The sequence below is a fragment of the Pseudonocardia sp. T1-2H genome (assembly GCF_038039215.1).
Lineage (GTDB): Bacteria > Actinomycetota > Actinomycetes > Mycobacteriales > Pseudonocardiaceae > Pseudonocardia.
On the sequence record NZ_JBBPCL010000001.1, the window covers coordinates 2634481 to 2651122 of the forward strand.

16 protein-coding genes are annotated in these 16642 nt (G+C 70.8%); 10 read left to right on the forward strand and 6 right to left on the reverse strand.

Features of this window, described 5'->3' with window-relative positions; all coding sequences use genetic code 11:
• Positions 1-30 precede the first annotated feature (30 nt).
• Positions 31-312, forward strand: a complete 282-nt coding sequence (locus tag WBK50_RS13210) for a hypothetical protein (RefSeq protein WP_341335892.1) — start codon at positions 31-33, stop codon at positions 310-312.
• Between the two features lie 90 nt (positions 313-402).
• Here the strand turns inward: WBK50_RS13210 and WBK50_RS13215 are convergent, their stop codons facing one another.
• The 3 genes from WBK50_RS13215 to WBK50_RS13225 are packed head-to-tail and all read right to left on the reverse strand — an operon-like array spanning position 403 to position 3535.
• Entirely contained in the window at positions 403-1890 is a 1488-nt protein-coding gene (locus tag WBK50_RS13215; protein ID WP_341335893.1) for an amidase, read from the reverse strand.
• Between the two features lie 36 nt (positions 1891-1926).
• A complete protein-coding gene (gene cnbZ, locus WBK50_RS13220; RefSeq protein WP_341335894.1) occupies positions 1927-2676 on the reverse strand; it encodes a 2-amino-5-chloromuconate deaminase CnbZ in 750 nt (249 codons plus the stop codon).
• Between the two features lie 46 nt (positions 2677-2722).
• Entirely contained in the window at positions 2723-3535 is an 813-nt protein-coding gene (locus WBK50_RS13225; RefSeq protein WP_341335895.1) for an N-acyl homoserine lactonase family protein, read from the reverse strand.
• A gap of 199 nt (positions 3536-3734) precedes the next feature.
• On the opposite strand from WBK50_RS13225, the gene WBK50_RS13230 reads away from it, so the two are divergent.
• On the forward strand, positions 3735-4403 hold the full coding sequence (locus WBK50_RS13230; RefSeq protein WP_341335896.1) for a GntR family transcriptional regulator: 669 nt from the start codon (positions 3735-3737) through the stop codon (positions 4401-4403).
• Positions 4404-4475: 72 nt separating this feature from the next.
• On the opposite strand, the gene WBK50_RS13235 is transcribed toward WBK50_RS13230, so the two are convergent.
• Positions 4476-6224 (reverse strand): sigma-54-dependent Fis family transcriptional regulator, encoded by a 1749-nt coding sequence (locus tag WBK50_RS13235; RefSeq protein ID WP_341335897.1) that lies wholly within the window; start codon positions 6222-6224, stop codon positions 4476-4478.
• Between the two features lie 229 nt (positions 6225-6453).
• Here WBK50_RS13235 and WBK50_RS13240 point away from each other — a divergent pair, with 229 nt between their 5' ends.
• The 4 genes from WBK50_RS13240 (at position 6454) to WBK50_RS13255 (ending at position 10772) form a co-directional block, all read left to right on the forward strand.
• Positions 6454-7695 (forward strand): LLM class flavin-dependent oxidoreductase, encoded by a 1242-nt coding sequence (locus WBK50_RS13240; protein ID WP_341335898.1) that lies wholly within the window; start codon positions 6454-6456, stop codon positions 7693-7695.
• A 62-nt stretch (positions 7696-7757) separates the two neighbouring features.
• The gene (locus WBK50_RS13245) at positions 7758-8567 is read left to right on the forward strand and encodes an N-acyl homoserine lactonase family protein (RefSeq protein WP_341335899.1); all 810 of its coding nucleotides are present in this window, start codon (positions 7758-7760) and stop codon (positions 8565-8567) included.
• Between the two features lie 55 nt (positions 8568-8622).
• Positions 8623-9702: an amidohydrolase family protein gene (locus WBK50_RS13250; protein ID WP_341335900.1), complete on the forward strand. Its 1080-nt coding sequence runs from the start codon at positions 8623-8625 to the stop codon at positions 9700-9702.
• On the forward strand, positions 9699-10772 hold the full coding sequence (locus WBK50_RS13255; protein ID WP_341335901.1) for an amidohydrolase family protein: 1074 nt from the start codon (positions 9699-9701) through the stop codon (positions 10770-10772). Before WBK50_RS13250 ends, WBK50_RS13255 begins: the two co-directional genes overlap by 4 nt.
• Before the next feature lie 96 nt (positions 10773-10868).
• Here the strand turns inward: WBK50_RS13255 and WBK50_RS13260 are convergent, their stop codons facing one another.
• Positions 10869-11834: a mandelate racemase/muconate lactonizing enzyme family protein gene (locus WBK50_RS13260; protein WP_341335902.1), complete on the reverse strand. Its 966-nt coding sequence runs from the start codon at positions 11832-11834 to the stop codon at positions 10869-10871.
• Between the two features lie 359 nt (positions 11835-12193).
• Here WBK50_RS13260 and WBK50_RS13265 point away from each other — a divergent pair, with 359 nt between their 5' ends.
• The 3 genes from WBK50_RS13265 to WBK50_RS13275 all read left to right on the forward strand — a co-directional run bounded on the left by WBK50_RS13265 (position 12194) and on the right by WBK50_RS13275 (position 15231).
• Positions 12194-13168 carry an LLM class flavin-dependent oxidoreductase gene (locus WBK50_RS13265; protein WP_341335903.1) on the forward strand — a complete coding sequence of 325 codons (975 nt, stop codon included), beginning with the start codon at positions 12194-12196 and terminating at the stop codon, positions 13166-13168.
• Between the two features lie 342 nt (positions 13169-13510).
• Positions 13511-13711 carry a hypothetical protein gene (locus WBK50_RS13270; RefSeq protein WP_341335904.1) on the forward strand — a complete coding sequence of 67 codons (201 nt, stop codon included), beginning with the start codon at positions 13511-13513 and terminating at the stop codon, positions 13709-13711.
• Positions 13712-13914: 203 nt separating this feature from the next.
• On the forward strand, positions 13915-15231 hold the full coding sequence (locus tag WBK50_RS13275; protein ID WP_341339375.1) for an MFS transporter: 1317 nt from the start codon (positions 13915-13917) through the stop codon (positions 15229-15231).
• Positions 15232-15255: 24 nt separating this feature from the next.
• On the opposite strand, the gene WBK50_RS13280 is transcribed toward WBK50_RS13275, so the two are convergent.
• The gene (locus WBK50_RS13280; RefSeq protein ID WP_341335905.1) at positions 15256-15957 is read right to left on the reverse strand and encodes a FadR/GntR family transcriptional regulator; all 702 of its coding nucleotides are present in this window, start codon (positions 15955-15957) and stop codon (positions 15256-15258) included.
• 146 nt (positions 15958-16103) lie between these two features.
• Here WBK50_RS13280 and WBK50_RS13285 point away from each other — a divergent pair, with 146 nt between their 5' ends.
• Positions 16104-16640 carry a gluconokinase gene (locus WBK50_RS13285; RefSeq protein WP_341335906.1) on the forward strand — a complete coding sequence of 179 codons (537 nt, stop codon included), beginning with the start codon at positions 16104-16106 and terminating at the stop codon, positions 16638-16640.
• The last annotated feature ends 2 nt before the right edge of the window (positions 16641-16642 follow it).

The following is a 16642-nucleotide window of genomic DNA, read 5'->3' on the forward strand; positions in this document are numbered from 1 at the left end:
CCGGACGGCCACCGCGGCAAGCACGTCACCGTGGGGGAGGAGGACGCGATGGTCCTGTTCAACACGGAGACCCAGCTCGCGCTGGCGCCGCACCGGCCGGGGGCCGGCAGGGCCTGGCGGTTGGGCCGGCCGCCGGACGGCGCGCCCTACGAGCTGCCGGGCGTGCCGCGGCGGCGGGCGGGGATCACCCTCGACGCCCCGGTCGGCGTGCTGGACCTCGACGGCAACCGGATCTGGGACGACCAGGAGGAGCCTACCCAGACCCATGCGTCATGGGCCACCGAGCGGGCCTTCGGCGGGGCCGCCCGGTAACAGGGCGACGGAGAGCGCGAGGACGACCGAGGGCTTCCTCGAGCGGTCGCGCGGGCGTGCCGCGGTCGACCACACCGAGCCCGCACGGGTTCAGAGCGTCCGCGCCGCGCAGCGCGCGTAGGTGTGCCGCCACGGCCGCAACTGCTCGAGGGCCGCCGCCCCGGCGATCACGCCGGGGTCGTCGTAGCGCCTGCCGATGATCTGCAGTCCCACGGGCAGATCGCCCTCGGCCATGCCGGCCGGCACGGACACCGCGGGATGGCCGCTGTAGTTGATCGGGTACGTCATGCACCACCCGATCAGCGGGTTCACCTCGACGCCGTTGATGTGGGTGGGGCCGGCGGTGTTGCCGTCGTCCGCGTTGGGCACCGGCAGGCAGGCGAGGGTGGGCGTCAGGAGGAGGTCGTAGTCGCCGAAGACACCCTGGATCGCATCGTAGACGCCGGTACGCATCTGCTGGTCCCGCAGGACCTCGACCGCGCTCGCCCGGTAGTTCGCCTCGACGTAGGAGCGGTACTCCGCGGGCAGGTCGTCGGCGTGGTCTGTCAGGAGATCGATCCCCTGGGCCTTGAAGAGCTCGATGACCTCGACCCCGGCCATCATCCGGCACCAGAGCTCCGCCAACTCCTGCTGCCCGTAGGGCATCGTCATGGCGATCTCGTCCACGACGGCGCCGGCGTCGCGGAACGCGGCCGCGGCCTGCGCGGTGACCGTCGCGACCTTCGGGTCGACCGGGTACATGCCGAAGTCGGGGCTGTAGGCGATGCGCTTGCCGGCCAGCGACCTCTCCGGCGTCGCGCAGGCCCCGACGTAGTCCACGGTCTCGTCGAGGGCGAACGGATCGCGCGGGTCGTATCCGGTGAGCACCGAGGCGCCGAGGGCGACGTCGGCGACGCTGCGCCCGAGCACACCTTCGAACAGGAAGGGGCTGACCCCGGTGAAGGCGTTGGGCCGCGACACGAACGGCACGCGCCCGAACGACGCCTTGTAGCCGACGACGCCGCACCAGGAGGCGGGGATCCGGATCGACCCGCCGCCGTCGGTGCCCTCCGCCAGGGGCAGCAGGCCGTCCGCCACGGCGGCCGCGGAACCGCCGGAGGATCCTCCCGAGTTCCGGTCCGTGTCGAACGGGTTGCGCGTGGGCCCGAACAGCGGGTTGTCACACGTGCCGCGGAAACCCATGACCGGCGAGTTGGTCTTGCCGAGCACGATCGCTCCCGCGGCCTTCATCCGTTCGGCGTAGGTGCAGTGGTGCTCGGCGATGTTCCCGCGCAGGGCGGGGATGCCGCCGAACGTCGACGGCCAGCCGGGGTGGAAGTCGAAGAGGTCCTTCAGCGCGGTGGGGACACCGTGCAGCGGCCCCAGCTCCTCCCCGTCCGTCACCGCTTTCTCCGCGCGCGTGGCCGCCTGCCTGGCCTCGTCGGCCGCGAGGAAGACGAACGCGTTGAGACTGGGGTCGCGCTGCTCGATGCGGTCCAGGAAGTGGTCCACGATCTCCACGGGGGACACCTCGCGGCCGCGGACCGCCGCCGCCAGGTTCGTCGCGGACTCGTACGCCATGTCGTCGTCGAGAGGCATGGGACTCCTTCGGTGGGTGGGACGCGGGGGTGTGGATCAGAGCGCGCGCCACCCGCTCACGCGGCGCAGGTCCATCTCGAACTCGACCTCGACGACCGGCGGCCTGGTCAACCAGCGGAGGAATCCGTGACGGCCGACCGCCGGCAGCCGGTCGAGGAGCATCTCCTCCAGGCCGGGGATCTCGTGAGCGGTGTAGACGTCCACGAGCGTGGGGGACTCCGCGTCCTTGCCCAGCCCGGCCAGCCGGGCCCGCATCTCGTCGACGACGTAGCCGGCCTTCTTCGCCAGGCCGGCTTCGGACACGTCACCGCGCGCGACGATCGCGTCGGGATCGAGGCCGTCGATCTCGCCGCCGCCCGCCACGACGAAGTCGACGCCCCCGGCGCCGGCCGACCTCCGGACGAGAAATGCCGACAGCAGCACGGGTTCTCGCGGCGCGGACCGGACGGGGACGACATTGGTCCGAGCGATCGGGTTCACGCCGTCTTCGAGCAGCCCGCGCTCCGCGAGGAGTTGCCGGTAGGTCTCGTTGAACTCGTCGAACGCCCCGAACGCGAACGGTGCCGGGGACCTCAGTTCGATACCGACCAGCGCGCTCGGCGGCAGGCCTCGCTCGGCGCACTCCTCGTCGAGACGAGCGAACCCGTCGACGACCGGGGGCGGGGAGTCGAACCGCACCCCGATGATCTCGTGACCCGGCTCGGCGGCCACCCCGGAGGAGTACGGGGCGATGGCGGGCAGGTACCGGTAGGTCCCGGTGCTGTGCTGCGACGCGGCGTACGGCATGAGCGGGTACTCCAGGAGGATCGGGCCGGCGCGGCGGGGGTGCGGCTCAGTCGAAGTACTTGGCCTGGGCCTGCAGCTCCTCGAGCACGGTCGCGTCGTGGCCGTAGACCATCGTGGCGTCGTAGCGCTTCTGGATCTGCTGGGTCCACCGGAAGCTCTCCCACCAGGCGTGCGAGTCGCGACCGAGCCAGCCCTGGGGCAGGCCCTGCTCGAAGAGGTCGCGCACGTGGAACAGGTCGCTGGTCAGCATGAAGTGCCCGGAGTTGCGGGTCTCGACCTGCATGGTCATCAGGCCGGGGGTGTGGCCGGGCATGTGCCGCAGGGTGATGCCCTCGAACAGCTCGGTCTCGTCGCGGTGGATGGGCTGCCAGTTCAGCTCCCAGTGGAGGTCGCCGGGGACGTAGGCGCCGATGTCCTCCTTGGTCGCGACCGCGTAGTAGTGCTCCTTGATCTCCTTCGCGTGGGCGTAGATCGGGATGTTCCTGCCCTTGAAGTGCTCCAGCCCGCCGGCGTGGTCGAGGTGCAGGTGCCCCATCACGACGGCCTGGATGTCGTCGATGCCGTACCCGGCGGCCTCGAGGGCCTTGTCGAGGTGGTGCTCCTCCTCGTAGACGTTGACGGGGAAGGCTTCCCAGGCGGGCGCGGGCCAGTCCTCCTTGGCGTTCTGTGCGCAGCCGGTCTCGAAGAGGATCGGGCCTGCCTGGGGGTGTTCGATCACGGCGGCGATGACGGCGACCCGGCGGCGCTCGTAGTGCGGGTGCGGGTCGGACTGCACCGCCGCGTTGCATCCGCGGATGAAGAAGCCGTCGTCGGTGTCGATCCGGCCGAGGTCGAGCAGGGACAACTTCGTTCCGGCCATGGGGTGCCTCTTCCGTTCGACGCGGTGGTGATCCCACGGCCTCGAGGTCCGCACCCACCGGACGAGCTCCGCACGCGAGATCCGAGGGCCCACATCGTCGACCGTGACGACACAGGAATGTCTAAACTATAATTTCTAACGCGTCAATGGCGACCAGCAGAAAGGGACATCCGCCGGATTCGAGTGGAAGGTGTGCCCGGTGAGGACGGACGCGGTGCAGCCGGTGTCGGCGGGGCTCGGCCGGGATCTGGTCGGGCTCATCCGCTCCCTCATCCTGACCGGCGCCATCGCCCCGGGCGAGAAGATCCTGCCCAAGGAGATCCAGGAACGGTTCGGCGTCTCCCACATCCCGGTCCGGGAGGCACTGCGCGCGCTGGAGGCCGAGGGACTGGTCATCACCGTCCCGCGTCGAGGCACGAGCGCCGCGCAGGTCTCGCTCGGCGAGCTCCGCGAGGTCTACGCCATGCGACGGCTGCTCGAACCACCGCTCATGGCCCGGGCGGCGCAGCTGCGCAGCGCGGAAGCGGTGGCCGCGGCACAGACGGCGCGGCGGGGACTCGCCGCCGAGTCCGCTGCCGACCTCGACGCGTTCCTGGCCCGGCACCGGGAGTTCCACTGGTTGCTCGTCCGACCGGCGGTAGAGGCGGTCGGCCGTCGGGTCCTCGAACAACTGTGGGTGATCTCCGAGCGCTACGTGCGGATGAGCGTGGCCGCCCACCAGGCCGACGTGAAGGCGGCCCACGACCACGACACCCTGCTCGGGGCGTTCGTGTCCGGAGACGCCGATCTCGCGGCGCGCGAGACCGTGCGCCACCTCGACCTCGTCGAATCCACGATCGTCGAGGCGCTGACGCCCGGCCTCGCGTGAGGCGCCTCGTCGTCGGTGTGGTCGACGACGGTGGACGGCAGGCGCCGTGGCGGGGGAGCAAGCGCGCCGCCGTCAGAAGGCGGTGTTGTCGAGGTCGATCCCCGCCGCCTGCAGCTTCCGGTAGAGCGTGGAGCGGGAGATGCCCAGGAGCAGGGCGGCGTCCCGCTTGTTGCCGCCGGTCTCGGCCAGTGCCTCGAGAATGGCGTGCACCTCGGCGCGCTCGAAGCGGGTCAGGTTGCTCCGGTGCGCCGCGCGGCGGATCTCCGGCGGCAGGTCGGCGAGCACGGCGGCGGTCCCGGTCGCGGTGTCGAGCATGCGGGTGACGGCTGAACGGAGCTCGCCGACGTTGCCCGGCCAGGCCAGACGCATGAGGAGCTGAGTCACCTCGGGCGCCACCCGCCGCGGGGCGGCGAAGGCCGCGACGAGGGCGGGCACGTCGCGGAGCCGGTTGCGCAGTGGCGGCAGCCGAACCTGGTCGGCGTCGATCCCGGGCAGCACCGCGTCCTCCCAGGAGGCGGAGCTGGTGAACGTCGCGGTACACCGCCAGCCACGGGCCGCGGCCGCGTCGAGGAGCGCGGCGAGCCGGCGCCGGGCGGAGGGATCGAGCAGGTCGAGGTGCTGGAGGAGGAGCCCGGCCGGTGGACCGTCCAGGACGGCCCGAAGGTCGTCGAACCAGGCGTGCAGGCCCTGCACCTCGACGGTGGCCGCGTCGCGGACGATCGTCACCTCCCCGCGCTCGCGCAGCAGCGCCCGGGCCACGGCCGCCTTCCCGACACCGGACTCGCCGCAGAGCACCAGGCTCCGCTCGGCGAGCGCGGTCCGGGCCGCGCGGCAGGCCCAGAGGAACGCCCGGTCCGAGCCGGCCAGCCCGGCCGGGGCGGTGACCGGCGCAGCGGCACGGGAGGCACCCGGCTGTTCCGTCGCCGGCCGGACCTCGACGAGCGCGCCGATCACCTGGTCGCCGTCGTGCAGCCGCATCGTGCGGGTCCGGGCGGCCCGCCCGTCGGGCAGTGGCAGCTCGTTCTCCACGATCCCGTCACCGCAGCACCCTTCGAGAACCCGGGCGACGTGGTCCCACAACAACGGTTGCTCGACGCCGTCGAGGAGCCGCGCGGCCTGCGGGTTGGTCATCTGGATGCGGTCGTTGAGCACCAGGATCCCGGCGTGCGAGCGCCTGTCCCCGGAGACGAAGTGGCTGAGCAGCGCGCGCTCCTGCACGGAGTGCTGCTCGAACAACCGCTGCTCGATGCACCGTGCCGTCTGCTCGGCCAGCACGGTGACCAGGGCGTTGTCCCGGTCCGCCGCGCAGGTGATGTCGAGGATGCCCATCGGTCGCCGGATCACCGGGTCCATGATCGGCACACCGACGCAGGTGAACTGGACGAGCTGTTCGGCGTAGTGCTCGTGGCCGTCGATCCGGACCGTGCGCCCCAGTTCGACGGCGGTGCCCACGCCGTTCGTCCCCACCGCGTCCTCGGCGAAGACGAATCCCGGGGTGATGTTGTGGGTGTCCAGCGCATGCAGCAACCGCTGTTCGTGCACCCGACGGTCGAGGATCCGGGCGTCGGTGTCGGTGACCAGGAAGCTGACGCCGAGCTCGCCGAGCCGAGCGTTGATGGTGTCGAGGACCGGGCCGGCGGCACGCAGCAGCCGCGACTCGGGGTTGACGTCCGGCCGGTAGGGCGGGGCGAGCGTCTCGGTGGCGACCGCCCAGCTCGAGCAGCGCTTCCAGGACGAGGAGATCTCGTCGCGGACGCGCGCCGGGGCCGACCCGGAGGACAGGAAGCGTTCACGTTCGCGGGCCAGCACGTCGTCGACCATGTTCGCTCCTCTCGGGACGGCGTCGGCCCGATCAGGCACTGCGATGGTGCGGATCCACGGTAATCCGCTGATCCAGAACGGTGTGTCCCAGATCGGGACACGTCCGGGGTCCGACCGCGCCCGCGCGGGGCTCTGCCCGACGTCGAAGCCGTGCTTCAGATTGAGACACGTGTCACAGCCGACTTGCGGGTCGAATCACGGGACCAACGTCGTCCCGAGGAGCGAACCGGTGAAATTCCAGCTGTTCACGTTGCCGACGATCCCGGCGACCTTGGAGGAACGGGCGGCGAAGCGCCCGATCGGCCGGGACAACGACGCCTTCCAGGCGATGATCGCCGAGGTGCGGGAGCTGGCGATCATGGCCGACGAGGTCGGCTTCGACGTCTTCTCCACCACCGAGCACCACTTCCACTCGGAGGGGTTCGAGGCGTCGGTCCAGCCGATGATGCTCTACGCCGACCTGGCCGCGCGGACCAAGAACATCAGCTTCGCACCGTTGTCACTGGTGCTGCCCGCGAACGATCCGCTGCGCGTCGCCGAGCAGGTGGCCTACCTCGACCACCTCACGGGCGGGCGGGTCTACGGCGGTTACGCACGCGGCTACCAGGACCGCTGGGTCAACGTGCTGGGCCAGCACATCCCGGTGAAGGGGACGCCGATGGACGGAGGGGAGGACGACAAGCACAACCGGGCGGTGCACGAGGAGTACCTGGAGCTGATCTACAAGGCGTGGACCGACGACCTGCTGACCTTCGAGGGGCAGTTCTACCAGGTGCCGCCGAAGGGTGGGATCACACGCTGGCCGGCGGCGGACTGGACGAGGCAGTACGGGCACCCGGACGAGCTGGACGAGAACGGCCACATCCGCGGCATCTCGGTGATCCCCAAGCCGCTGCAGCAGCCGTACCCGAAGGCGTTCCAGCCGTTCTCGGTGTCGGAGTCGACGATGGTGCACACGGCCAAGAACGGGGTGATGCCGATCATCCTGACGGCCGAGCCGGGGCAGTTCACCCATCTCGCCGAGCTCTACCGGGACTCGGCGGCGGAGGCGGGTCGAGACCTCAAGCTGGGCGAGAGCATCGGCGCCTTCCGAGCCGTGGCCTTCGGTGAGAACCGTCAGCAGGCGTTGGAGCTGATGGAACGCACGAACTACTACGGTTTCCAGATCTACTTCTCCGGTTTCGGCTTCTGGGAAGCGCTGCGGCTGCCCGGCGACGAGCAGCAGTGGCCGAAGGGCACGTTGCTGCCGCCGGAGGAGTGGACGATGGACCGCTTCACGAAGACCAAGTACGGGCTCGCCGGAACGGTCGACGACATCAAACGCGACATCGAGGACCTGGCCACGATCCACGGCAACGGCGGGGAGCTGGAGTGGTTCTCCTGGTTCTTCGACCAGGGCCTCATGCCGATCGACGAGGCCAAGCGGCAGCTGGAGATCTTCGCCGAGCACATCATCCCCGAGTTCCGCTGACATCGGCCGGCCCGCCGGCACGGTGTCGGCGGGCCGTCCCGCACACCTTGATGGAGGAGTCGATGAGCGTCACCCTGCGCGGCGTCAATCTCGGATACATGGGCCTGGACAAGTCCCTGCTGGCGAACCGGCCCGAGAACGTGGGCAAGGTCTACGAATGCCCGGCGATCGCGTACATCATCGAGACCCCGGACGGGCGGATCCTCTGGGAGACCGGCCTGTCGGCGCGGTGCTCGGACGAGTGGATGGCCGAGTGGCAGGAGGTCGTCGACCTCGAGGCCGTGACGCCGGAGGCGTGCCTGGAGGCGAGGCTGAAGGAGATGGGCCTGGGGCCGGACGACTTCCGCTACGTGGTGCAGGGCCATCTGCACACCGACCACGCGGGCGGCCTGCGGCTGTTCGAGGACGCCGGCGTCGAGATCGTCGTGCACGAGGACGAGTACGCCCACGTGATGTCGATGGAGTCCGACGGCGACTTCTTCGCCCACGTCGACTGGGCGTTCCTCGGCGACAAGAAGCCGACGGTGGTCTCCGACGGTGGAACCGAGCTCGCCCGGGACGTGCAGCTGATCCACCTGCCGGGCCATACGCCCGGACAGATGGCGATGCAGCTGCAGCTGGAGAACACCGGCACCGTGCTGCTGACCTCCGATGCGCTCTACCACCACGAGAACTACGTCGAACCGGGCGGGGAGCCGCAGATCTACTGGGACATCGACAAGTGGCGGACCTCGCTCGGCACGCTCGGGAAGGTGGCGCGGGACAACGACGCGTGGTTGTTCCCCGGGCACGACGAGACGGGCATCCAGCACTTCGACGGTCGCAAGGAGCTGAAGGCCATCCGGTTCGAGCAGGGTCACGCCTACGCATGAGAACCCGTTCGCGACGGGCGCTCGGTGGCGACGTCGAGGACGACGCGGGGGCGAGATGAGCACCGGTCGCATCGACTGCGACGTGCACCCCGCCGTCCCCGAGATCTCGGCGCTGTTCCCGTTCCTCTCGCAGCGGTGGGTGGACTACTGCGTCGAGAGCGGGGTCGAGGGGTTCGAGCCGGCGTCCTATCCGCCCGGGATGCCGCTCTCGGCCCGGCCGGAGACCCGACGCGCGGGGGTGCCGCCGGGGTCGGACCCGGCTGTGGTGCGCGCGCAGGTTCTCGACCACGGTGGCGCCGGCCGTGCGGTCCTCAACTGCCTCTATGCGGTGCAGGCCCTGCACAACCCGGACTGGGCCGCGGCCATGGCCCGCGCGGTCAACGACTGGCAGGCGGCGTGCTGGCTGAGTGCGGACCCACGGTTCGTGGCCTCCGTCGTGGTGTCGCCGCAGGACCCCCGCGAGGCCGCCGACGAGATCGCCAGGGTCGCGGTGGACAGGCGGTTCGTCCAGGTCATGCTTCTCGCCTCGTCGCAGACGCCGCTGGGGCAGCGGGCGCACTGGCCGATCTTCGCCGCGGCGGAGGCCGCCGGCCTGCCGGTGGCGATCCACCCGGGGGTCTCCGGTGCCAACCCGCTCTCGGCCGTCGGCTGGCCCTCCCACTACATCGAGGACTACGCGGGCGCGGCGCTGGCGTTGCAGTCCCAACTGATCAGCCTGGTGGCCGAGGGTGTGTTCCGGGTCCACCCCGGACTGCGCGTCGTCCTGCTGGAGAGCGGGGTCACCTGGCTGCCGTCGCTGATGTGGCGCTTCGACAAGAACTGGAAGGGGCTGCGCCGGGAGGTCCCCTGGGTGGATCGGCCGCCGTCGCGCATCATCCGGGACCACGTGCTGCTCAGCGTGGCGCCGTTCGACGGTCCCCCCGACCCGCCGCCGGGCTGGGTCGACCGCTTTCTCGACCAGCTGGGGTCGACGGACATGCTCGTGTTCGCCAGCGACTACCCGCACTGGCACCACGGCGACGTCGAGCGCGCGCTGCTCCGCCACCTTTCTCCCGCCGAGCGGGAGCAGGTGCTGCACGGCAACGCCGCCCGGCTCTACCGTCTGGAGAGCGACGAGAGGGAGGCCGCGCCATGACCCGCATCCTCCAACGCCTGATCGACTGCGACGTGCACAACGCGGTTCCTTCGGACACGGCCCTGTCGCCGTACCTGTCCGCCCGCTGGCGGCGCCACCTGGAACTGGTGGGCTCACGGACCTACTCGCCGTTCACCAAGGGCTACGCGTACCCCAAGGCGGCGAAGTTCGCCAGCAGGCACGATGCCTGGCCGCTGTCGGGGGCGCTGCCCGGCTCCGACCTCGAGTTCATGCGCGAGCAGCTGCTCGACGCCTACCCGATCGACTACGCGGTGCTCAACTGCCTGTACCGGGCCGCCGAGCAACGCAACGACCTCTACGGCGCGGCTCTGGCGCGGGCGGTCAACGAGTGGCAGGTCGAGCACTGGCTGGAGCGGGATCCCCGGCTGCGGGCCTCGATCACGGTGCCGTTCGAGTCCCCGGCGCTGGCCGCGGCCGAGATCGACCGCGCCGCCGCCCACCCCGGCTTCGTCCAGGTCCTGCTGTTCCCCCGGACCCGGCAGCCGTTGGGCCGCCGTCACTACTGGCCGATCTACGAGGCGGCGGGCCGGGCCGGGCTGCCGGTGGGGATCCACGCGGCCTCGACGACGCCGGGGCCGATCACGCCGGCGGGATGGCCCTCCTACTACATCGAGGACCACACGGCCCTGTCCGTGGCGTTCCAGGCCCAGGTGATCAGTTTGATCATGGAAGGCGCGTTCGACCGCTTCCCGGACCTGCGGGTCGTGCTGCTGGAGGGTGGGTTCGCCTGGATCCCGTCGATGAGGTGGCGTCTCGACGCCCTGTACGCGCGCCTGCACGAGGAGGTGCCCGACCTCGAGCACCCTCCCTCGCACTACCTGCGCCACCGGATCCGCAGCACCACCCAGCCGATGGAGGAGCCCGAGCACCCGGCCGATCTGGTGCCGCTGCTCCAGGAGATCGGCGAGGACGTCCTGATGTTCTCCACCGACTATCCGCACTGGGACTTCGACAACCCGCACCGGGCGTTCCAGACCACAATCCCGCCGGACCTGCGGACGCGGATCCTGAACGACAACGCGCGCGAGTACTACCGGTTCACGCCGTGACCCCTCGAGTTCCTGCGTTGCCGCGGCACCGGTTGCGATCCCGGGCTCGGGAGCGGCGGCACCGCCAGACCTACCCGGTCACCCGCGACGGGACGGTCACCGGACGAAGCCGGGGCCCTCGATCACCGGATGCGCGGCGAGGAAGTCCTCGTCCACCTCGACTCCGAGACCCGGCCCCTCCGGCGGGAGCACCGTCCCGTCCGGACGCACGGTGATCGCCGGCGACACCAGCTCGTCACGGAACAGGTTGTCGTGGCTGACGTCGGCCTCGAAGTACCCGGCGTTCTCGGTCGCGGCGAGGAGGTGCACCGTGGCGGCCATGTTCAGCCCGGTCGAGGCGGTGTGCGGGTTCAGCGGCAGTTTCCAGGCCGAGGCCAGCGCGGCGATCCGGTGCACCTCCGTCAGCCCGCCGGACTTGGAGAGGTCGGGCTGGAGCACCGAGACGGCGCCGTCCTCGATCAGCCGGTGGAACTCGAAGCGCGTGTAGTGGTTCTCGCCCGCCGCGAGCGGCACTCCGGCGAACCGGGCCGCCGCCGCGTAGCTGCGGTGGTCGTGCGGCGGGAACGGCTCCTCCAACCAGCCGACGTGCTGATCGCGGAGCCCTGGCGCGATCCGCCGCACGTCCTCGAGGTCGTAGGCGGTGTTGGCGTCGGCGAGGATCTCCAGTGCCGGGAACGCCGAGCGGACCGCGGAGATCCGCGCGAGGTCGTCCACGGGGTTGTCGCCGATCCGGAGCTTGACCGCTCGATAGCCGCGCTCGACCAGCGGCCACACCTCCTCGACCAGGAAGCCCGGCTCGCTCCAGCCCAGCGCGACCCCGCCGGCATAGGCCGCGACCGGCCGCGACGCCCCGCCGAGCAGCCGGTACACCGGCCACCCCACGGCCTTCCCGCGGATGTCCCACAACGCCATGTCGATGCCGCTCATCGCGATCGCCGCGGCGGCGCCGAGCCCGTGGCTCGCGAGCTGCGCGGTGTAGATCGTCGTCCAGACGCCGACCGTGTCGGCGGCGTCGAGCCCGACCACCAGGTCCTTGAGCGTGCTGTTGACGAGGTGCCCCACGGTCCCGGGGAGCGGGCGTGGTGCGACTCGCCCCAGCCGACCAGGCCGTCCGTCGTCCGCACCCGGACCACGACGGCGTCACGCTTGACCACCTTGCCGATCCCCAGCCGCTCACCGGCCCGCTCCGACACCGGGAACGAGGTGGGGAAGGCGGTGACGTCCGCGATGTGCATTTTCCGGGTCCTTCCGAGAGGCGGCCGGTGGGCCCGATCGGGCGCCGGAACAGTCGCCGACGTGGATAGCGGGAATCTCCCGGGTTCGCCAGTGGACGAGGCACGTGTCCTGCGATCGGACACTCGTCGACGTCACATCTGGTTACCGTCGTAAGGCATTCCCGATTCTGCCTGCCGGAGGTCTCCGTGAAGATTTCATGCGCGTTCGCCACGTCGCTGGACAGTCACGAGCACGCCCGAATCGCCGAGACGCTGGGTTATGAGCGTGCCTTCTTCTACGACTCGCCCGCTCTCTACCCCGATGTGTGGGTTCAGCTCTGCCGCGCCGCGGAGCGCACCGAGCGGATCGTCCTGGGCCCCGGCGTCCTGATTCCGAGCCTGCGCCATCCGATGGTCACCGCCTCGGCCATCGCGACGTTGGCCTCGATCGCGGGCGCGGAACGCACGATGGTCGGGATCGGCTCCGGCTTCACCGGGCGGCTTTCCATGGGCAAGCGGCCCATCCCGTGGGCCAAGGTCAAGGAGTACGCGCTCGTCGTGGCGGCGCTGCTGCGGGGCGAGGAGGTCGAGTGGGACGGCGGGATCATGCAGATGCTGGCCCCGACCGACCGGTACGCCCCGGCACGGCCCATCGACGTCCCGTGGGTGGTCGCGGCCAACGGGCCGAAGGGCTACGGGGTGACCCGTGAGCTCGGCGCCGAGGTGCTGACCATCCTGGTGCCGAACCCGGACTTCGCCTCGAGCGTCATCCTGGACTTCGGGACCGTGCTCGAGGATGGGGAGGACCCCGGCTCGGCCCGCGTGATCGACGCGGCCGGACACGGGCTGAGCGTCGTCCTGCACTGGGCCGTCGAGCACGGCGTCATCGACGAGCTGATGCCGGAGCGGGGACAGGAGTGGGCCGCCGCCTACGACGACGTGCCGAGGGAGAAGCGGCACCTGGCCCTGCACGACCGGCACCTGGTGGCCGTGAACGAGCGCGACCGTCCCTTCGTCACCGGCGAGCTGATGGTCAAGGGCGGGCTGGCGCTGACGCCGTCGGAGTGGCGGGACAAGATCGCCAAGCTGGAAGCAGCCGGGAGCACCGAGATCGCCTATCAGCCCGCAGGCCCGGACATCCCGCGCGAGCTCGAGGCCTTCGCGGCCGCCGTCCGGGCCTAGGCGAACGGGGATGGGGGCGTGACTGCGACGCAGTCCGACCAGGTGGCCGGCGGCGACTCCGGTGAGGGCCGTCGGACCGGAGCCCGGTTCCGCAGCGGGCGCGACGCCCCCGCCGACGGCGAGCTCGTCGCGTGACTGCTGCCGGTGGGACGTGCCGACCCCGCCCCCGTCCGTGCACGCTCCCACCCCGGCACCGTTCGCGACGGAGTGAGGCGGACCTCCGGTCGTCCTGGAGTTCTCGACCCGGGTGCTCCCGCGCGACGTTCGAATTCTCCCTGCCGGCAGGACGCGCGGCTATAGTCCGTACTCCGGTGGCGCGGGTGGCCGGGCTCGGAGGCGGACATGAGGTTCGGCGGGGTACTCGTCGTCGTCTGGCTGATCATCGGCGCCGTGGCGTCCTATCAGCGCGGATACTTCTCGGGGGACGCCGATGTCAATTGCGCCGAGTTCGGCACCGTACTGCTCACCGTTGTCGCCGGCCCGTTGAACTATCTGGGCGTGAATCCTCGGATCGACTGCACGCTTCCCCGGCCCTCACAATGAGACGTGAGAACGGTCGCGGCCGCGAGAGCGGCTCGGACGCGGTGCCGGCGATCTGCTGACCCGAGCCCTCTCGCTGGATAGCCTCGGCGCGTTCGCCCACCACCGGACGCCGCGACCCACCTCCGAGCCCGGGAGATTCTGTGTCCGCATCCCCGCACAGTGCGCCGCCGCGCCGCTCGATCGTCAAGATCGTCGCCGCGAGCATGCTCGGCACGACCGTGGAGTGGTACGACTTCTTCCTCTACGGCGTCGCCGCGGCGATCGTCCTGCCCGCGGTCTTCTTCCCGGCGGCCGATCCGGTCGCGGGGACCCTGCTGTCGTTCGGCACCTTCGCGATCGGGTTCGTGGCCCGTCCGCTCGGCGGCCTCGTGTTCGGCCACTACGGCGACAAGATCGGCCGTAAGAGACTCCTCGTCCTGAGCCTGCTCATGATGGGCATCTCCACGTTCGCCATCGGCCTGCTGCCGGGATACAACACCATCGGCGTCGCGGCCCCGGTGCTGCTCGTGGTGCTCCGGCTCGTCCAGGGCTTCGCCCTCGGCGGCGAATGGGGCGGCGCGGTGCTGATCGTCTCCGAGCACGGTGAGGCGTCGCGGCGCGGGTTCTGGGCGAGCTGGCCACAGGCCGGGGCCCCGGCCGGGCAACTGCTGGCGAACGGGTTGCTGGCGTTGCTGGCCGTCTTCCAGAGCGAGGAGACCTTCCAGGCCTGGGGCTGGCGGATCCCGTTCCTGCTCTCCGCCGTCCTGGTGCTGATCGGTCTCTACGTCCGGCTCTCCGTCGAGGAGTCCCCGGTGTTCCGGGCCGCCCAGGCCCGCGCCGCCGAGCGCGAGGCCGCGGACACCGCCGCCGGGATCAGGACCACCATGCCGATCGTCGACGTGTTCCGCCGCTACCCGCGGGAGGTGGTCACCGCGATGGGCGCCCGCTTCGCCGAGAACGTCTCCTACTACATCTTCACCATCGTCATCTCCACCTACATGAAGGAACGGTTCGGGCTGCCGTCGTCGTTCGTGCTCGGCGCGGTGCTGATCGGCGCCGCGTTCCACGTCCTGACCATCCCGATGTGGGGCGCGGTGTCGGACCGGATCGGGCGCAAGCCCGTCTACCTCTTCGGCGCGGTCGGTGTCGGCGCGTGGGCGTTCGCGTTCTTCGCCCTTCTCGACACCCGCAACTTCGCGCTCGCCGCCGTCGCCGTCGTCGTCGGGCTGTTCTTCCACGGGGCGATGTACGGGCCGCAGGCGGCGTTCCTGTCCGAGCTCTTCGGCACCCGGGTCCGCTACTCCGGGGTCTCGATCGGCTACCAGCTCGCCTCGGTCGTCGCGGGCGGGCTCGCTCCGATCATCTCCGTCGCACTCCTGGCCGCCTTCGGGACCGGCTACGCGATCGCCTGCTACGTCGCCGCCAGCTCGCTGCTGACGATCCTGGCGGTGGCGACGTACCGCGAGACCCGCGACCGCGACCTGGCCGCCGACGACGGGGAGACGGCCGACCCGTCGTCGACCGCGTCGACCGAGGCCTGACGACCGCAACGCCCCTGCGGGCGCTCAGTCGGGCAGCATCGCCTCCGCCGCCTCGGAGATGATCTCGGTCATCGCGCGGTGCGCCGCTGCAGCATCCCCGGACTGGACCGCCTGCGCGACGTCGGCGTGCAACCGGATCGCAGCCTGTTCCGGTCGGGCCGGCATCAGCCCGTGCAGGGTGCGGCCGGTCAGGACCTCGGCGACGACGTCGGCGTGCGCGGCGAGCATCTCGTTCCCCGAGGCCTCCAGCAGCGTCCGGTGGAACAGGATGTCCGCGTCCAGATAGGCCTGCAGGTCACCGGAGCGGCCGTGCACCGCCATGTCCATGACGGCCCCGGTGAGCCTCCCGCACTGTTCGGGCGTCGCCCGGCCGGCGGCGTACCGCGCCGCCACCGGCTCGATCCCCGTCCGCAGCTCCGACAGCGAACGAAGCTGCGCCTCGCGGTCGATGCCGGCAAGCCGCCACCTGATGATCATCGGGTCGTAGACGTTCCACCGCGACCTCGGCTCGACGGTCACCCCGACGCGGCGGCGGCTGGTCACCATGCCCATCGACTCCAGCACGCGCACCGCCTCCCTGGCCACGGTCCGGGACACGGCGAAGTGCGACTCCAGCTCCTCGAGCCGCAGCACCTGGCCCTCGACGAGGTCGCCGTCGGCGATCTGGCGCCCCAGCTTCTCGAGGAGGCTGGCGTGCAGCCCTGCAGCAGTGCCGGTGCGCGTCACCGGCAAATCATCGCACCTTTGCCGGCACCGCTCGCCGGTCTCGGCAAAAAGTAGTATCTAAAACGATCCAGTCTTGCATTGATACTACTTAAGACTCATAGTCCTCTCATCGCTCCACTGCAGGGGCAGCCGAGAGGATCGCAACGATGCCCATCCACCCCTTGCCCGACCACCCGCCGATCGTGACGGTCATGGGGGTGTCCGGCTCGGGCAAGACCACGGTCGGGGCGGCCCTCGCCCAGCGACTACGGGTGCCCTTCGCCGACGCCGACGACTTCCACCCGCCGGAGAACGTCGCCAAGATGTCGGCCGGCATCCCGCTCGACGACCTCGACCGTCTGCCGTGGCTGCACAGCATCGGTTCCTGGCAGGCCGAGCACGCCGCCGTCGGCGCCGTCGTCAGCTGCTCCGCCCTCAAACGCTGGTATCGCGACGTCCTGCGCGAGGCGGCGCCCGGTCAGCTGTTCGTCCACCTCGAGGGGCACCCGGACGTCGTCGCCCGCCGCGTGGCCGGCAGGCCCGGCCACTTCATGCCCGCCAGCCTCGTCGAGTCCCAGTTCGCCACGCTCGAGCCGCTCGGCGACGACGAGCACGGGCTCACGCTCGACCTCGACCTGTCCGTCGACGAGCTCGTCTCGCGCTACGTCGCCGCCACCACCCCGCACATCGGCCAGGGAGCCTGACC

What these genes read in the sequence shown, in the direction of transcription:
- WBK50_RS13215 (WP_341335893.1), bottom strand. Translation starts at nt 1,890, where the DNA reads ATGCCTCTCGACGACGACATGGCGTACGAGTCCGCGACGAACCTGGCG.
- WBK50_RS13225 (WP_341335895.1), bottom strand. Translation starts at nt 3,535, where the DNA reads ATGGCCGGAACGAAGTTGTCCCTGCTCGACCTCGGCCGGATCGACACC.
- WBK50_RS13235 (WP_341335897.1), bottom strand. Translation starts at nt 6,224, where the DNA reads ATGGTCGACGACGTGCTGGCCCGCGAACGTGAACGCTTCCTGTCCTCC.
- WBK50_RS13270 (WP_341335904.1), top strand. Translation starts at nt 13,511, where the DNA reads ATGAGGTTCGGCGGGGTACTCGTCGTCGTCTGGCTGATCATCGGCGCC.
- WBK50_RS13255 (WP_341335901.1), top strand. Translation starts at nt 9,699, where the DNA reads ATGACCCGCATCCTCCAACGCCTGATCGACTGCGACGTGCACAACGCG.
- WBK50_RS13245 (WP_341335899.1), top strand. Translation starts at nt 7,758, where the DNA reads ATGAGCGTCACCCTGCGCGGCGTCAATCTCGGATACATGGGCCTGGAC.
- WBK50_RS13275 (WP_341339375.1), top strand. Translation starts at nt 13,915, where the DNA reads ATGCTCGGCACGACCGTGGAGTGGTACGACTTCTTCCTCTACGGCGTC.
- WBK50_RS13285 (WP_341335906.1), top strand. Translation starts at nt 16,104, where the DNA reads ATGCCCATCCACCCCTTGCCCGACCACCCGCCGATCGTGACGGTCATG.
- cnbZ (WP_341335894.1), bottom strand. Translation starts at nt 2,676, where the DNA reads ATGCCGTACGCCGCGTCGCAGCACAGCACCGGGACCTACCGGTACCTG.
- WBK50_RS13250 (WP_341335900.1), top strand. Translation starts at nt 8,623, where the DNA reads ATGAGCACCGGTCGCATCGACTGCGACGTGCACCCCGCCGTCCCCGAG.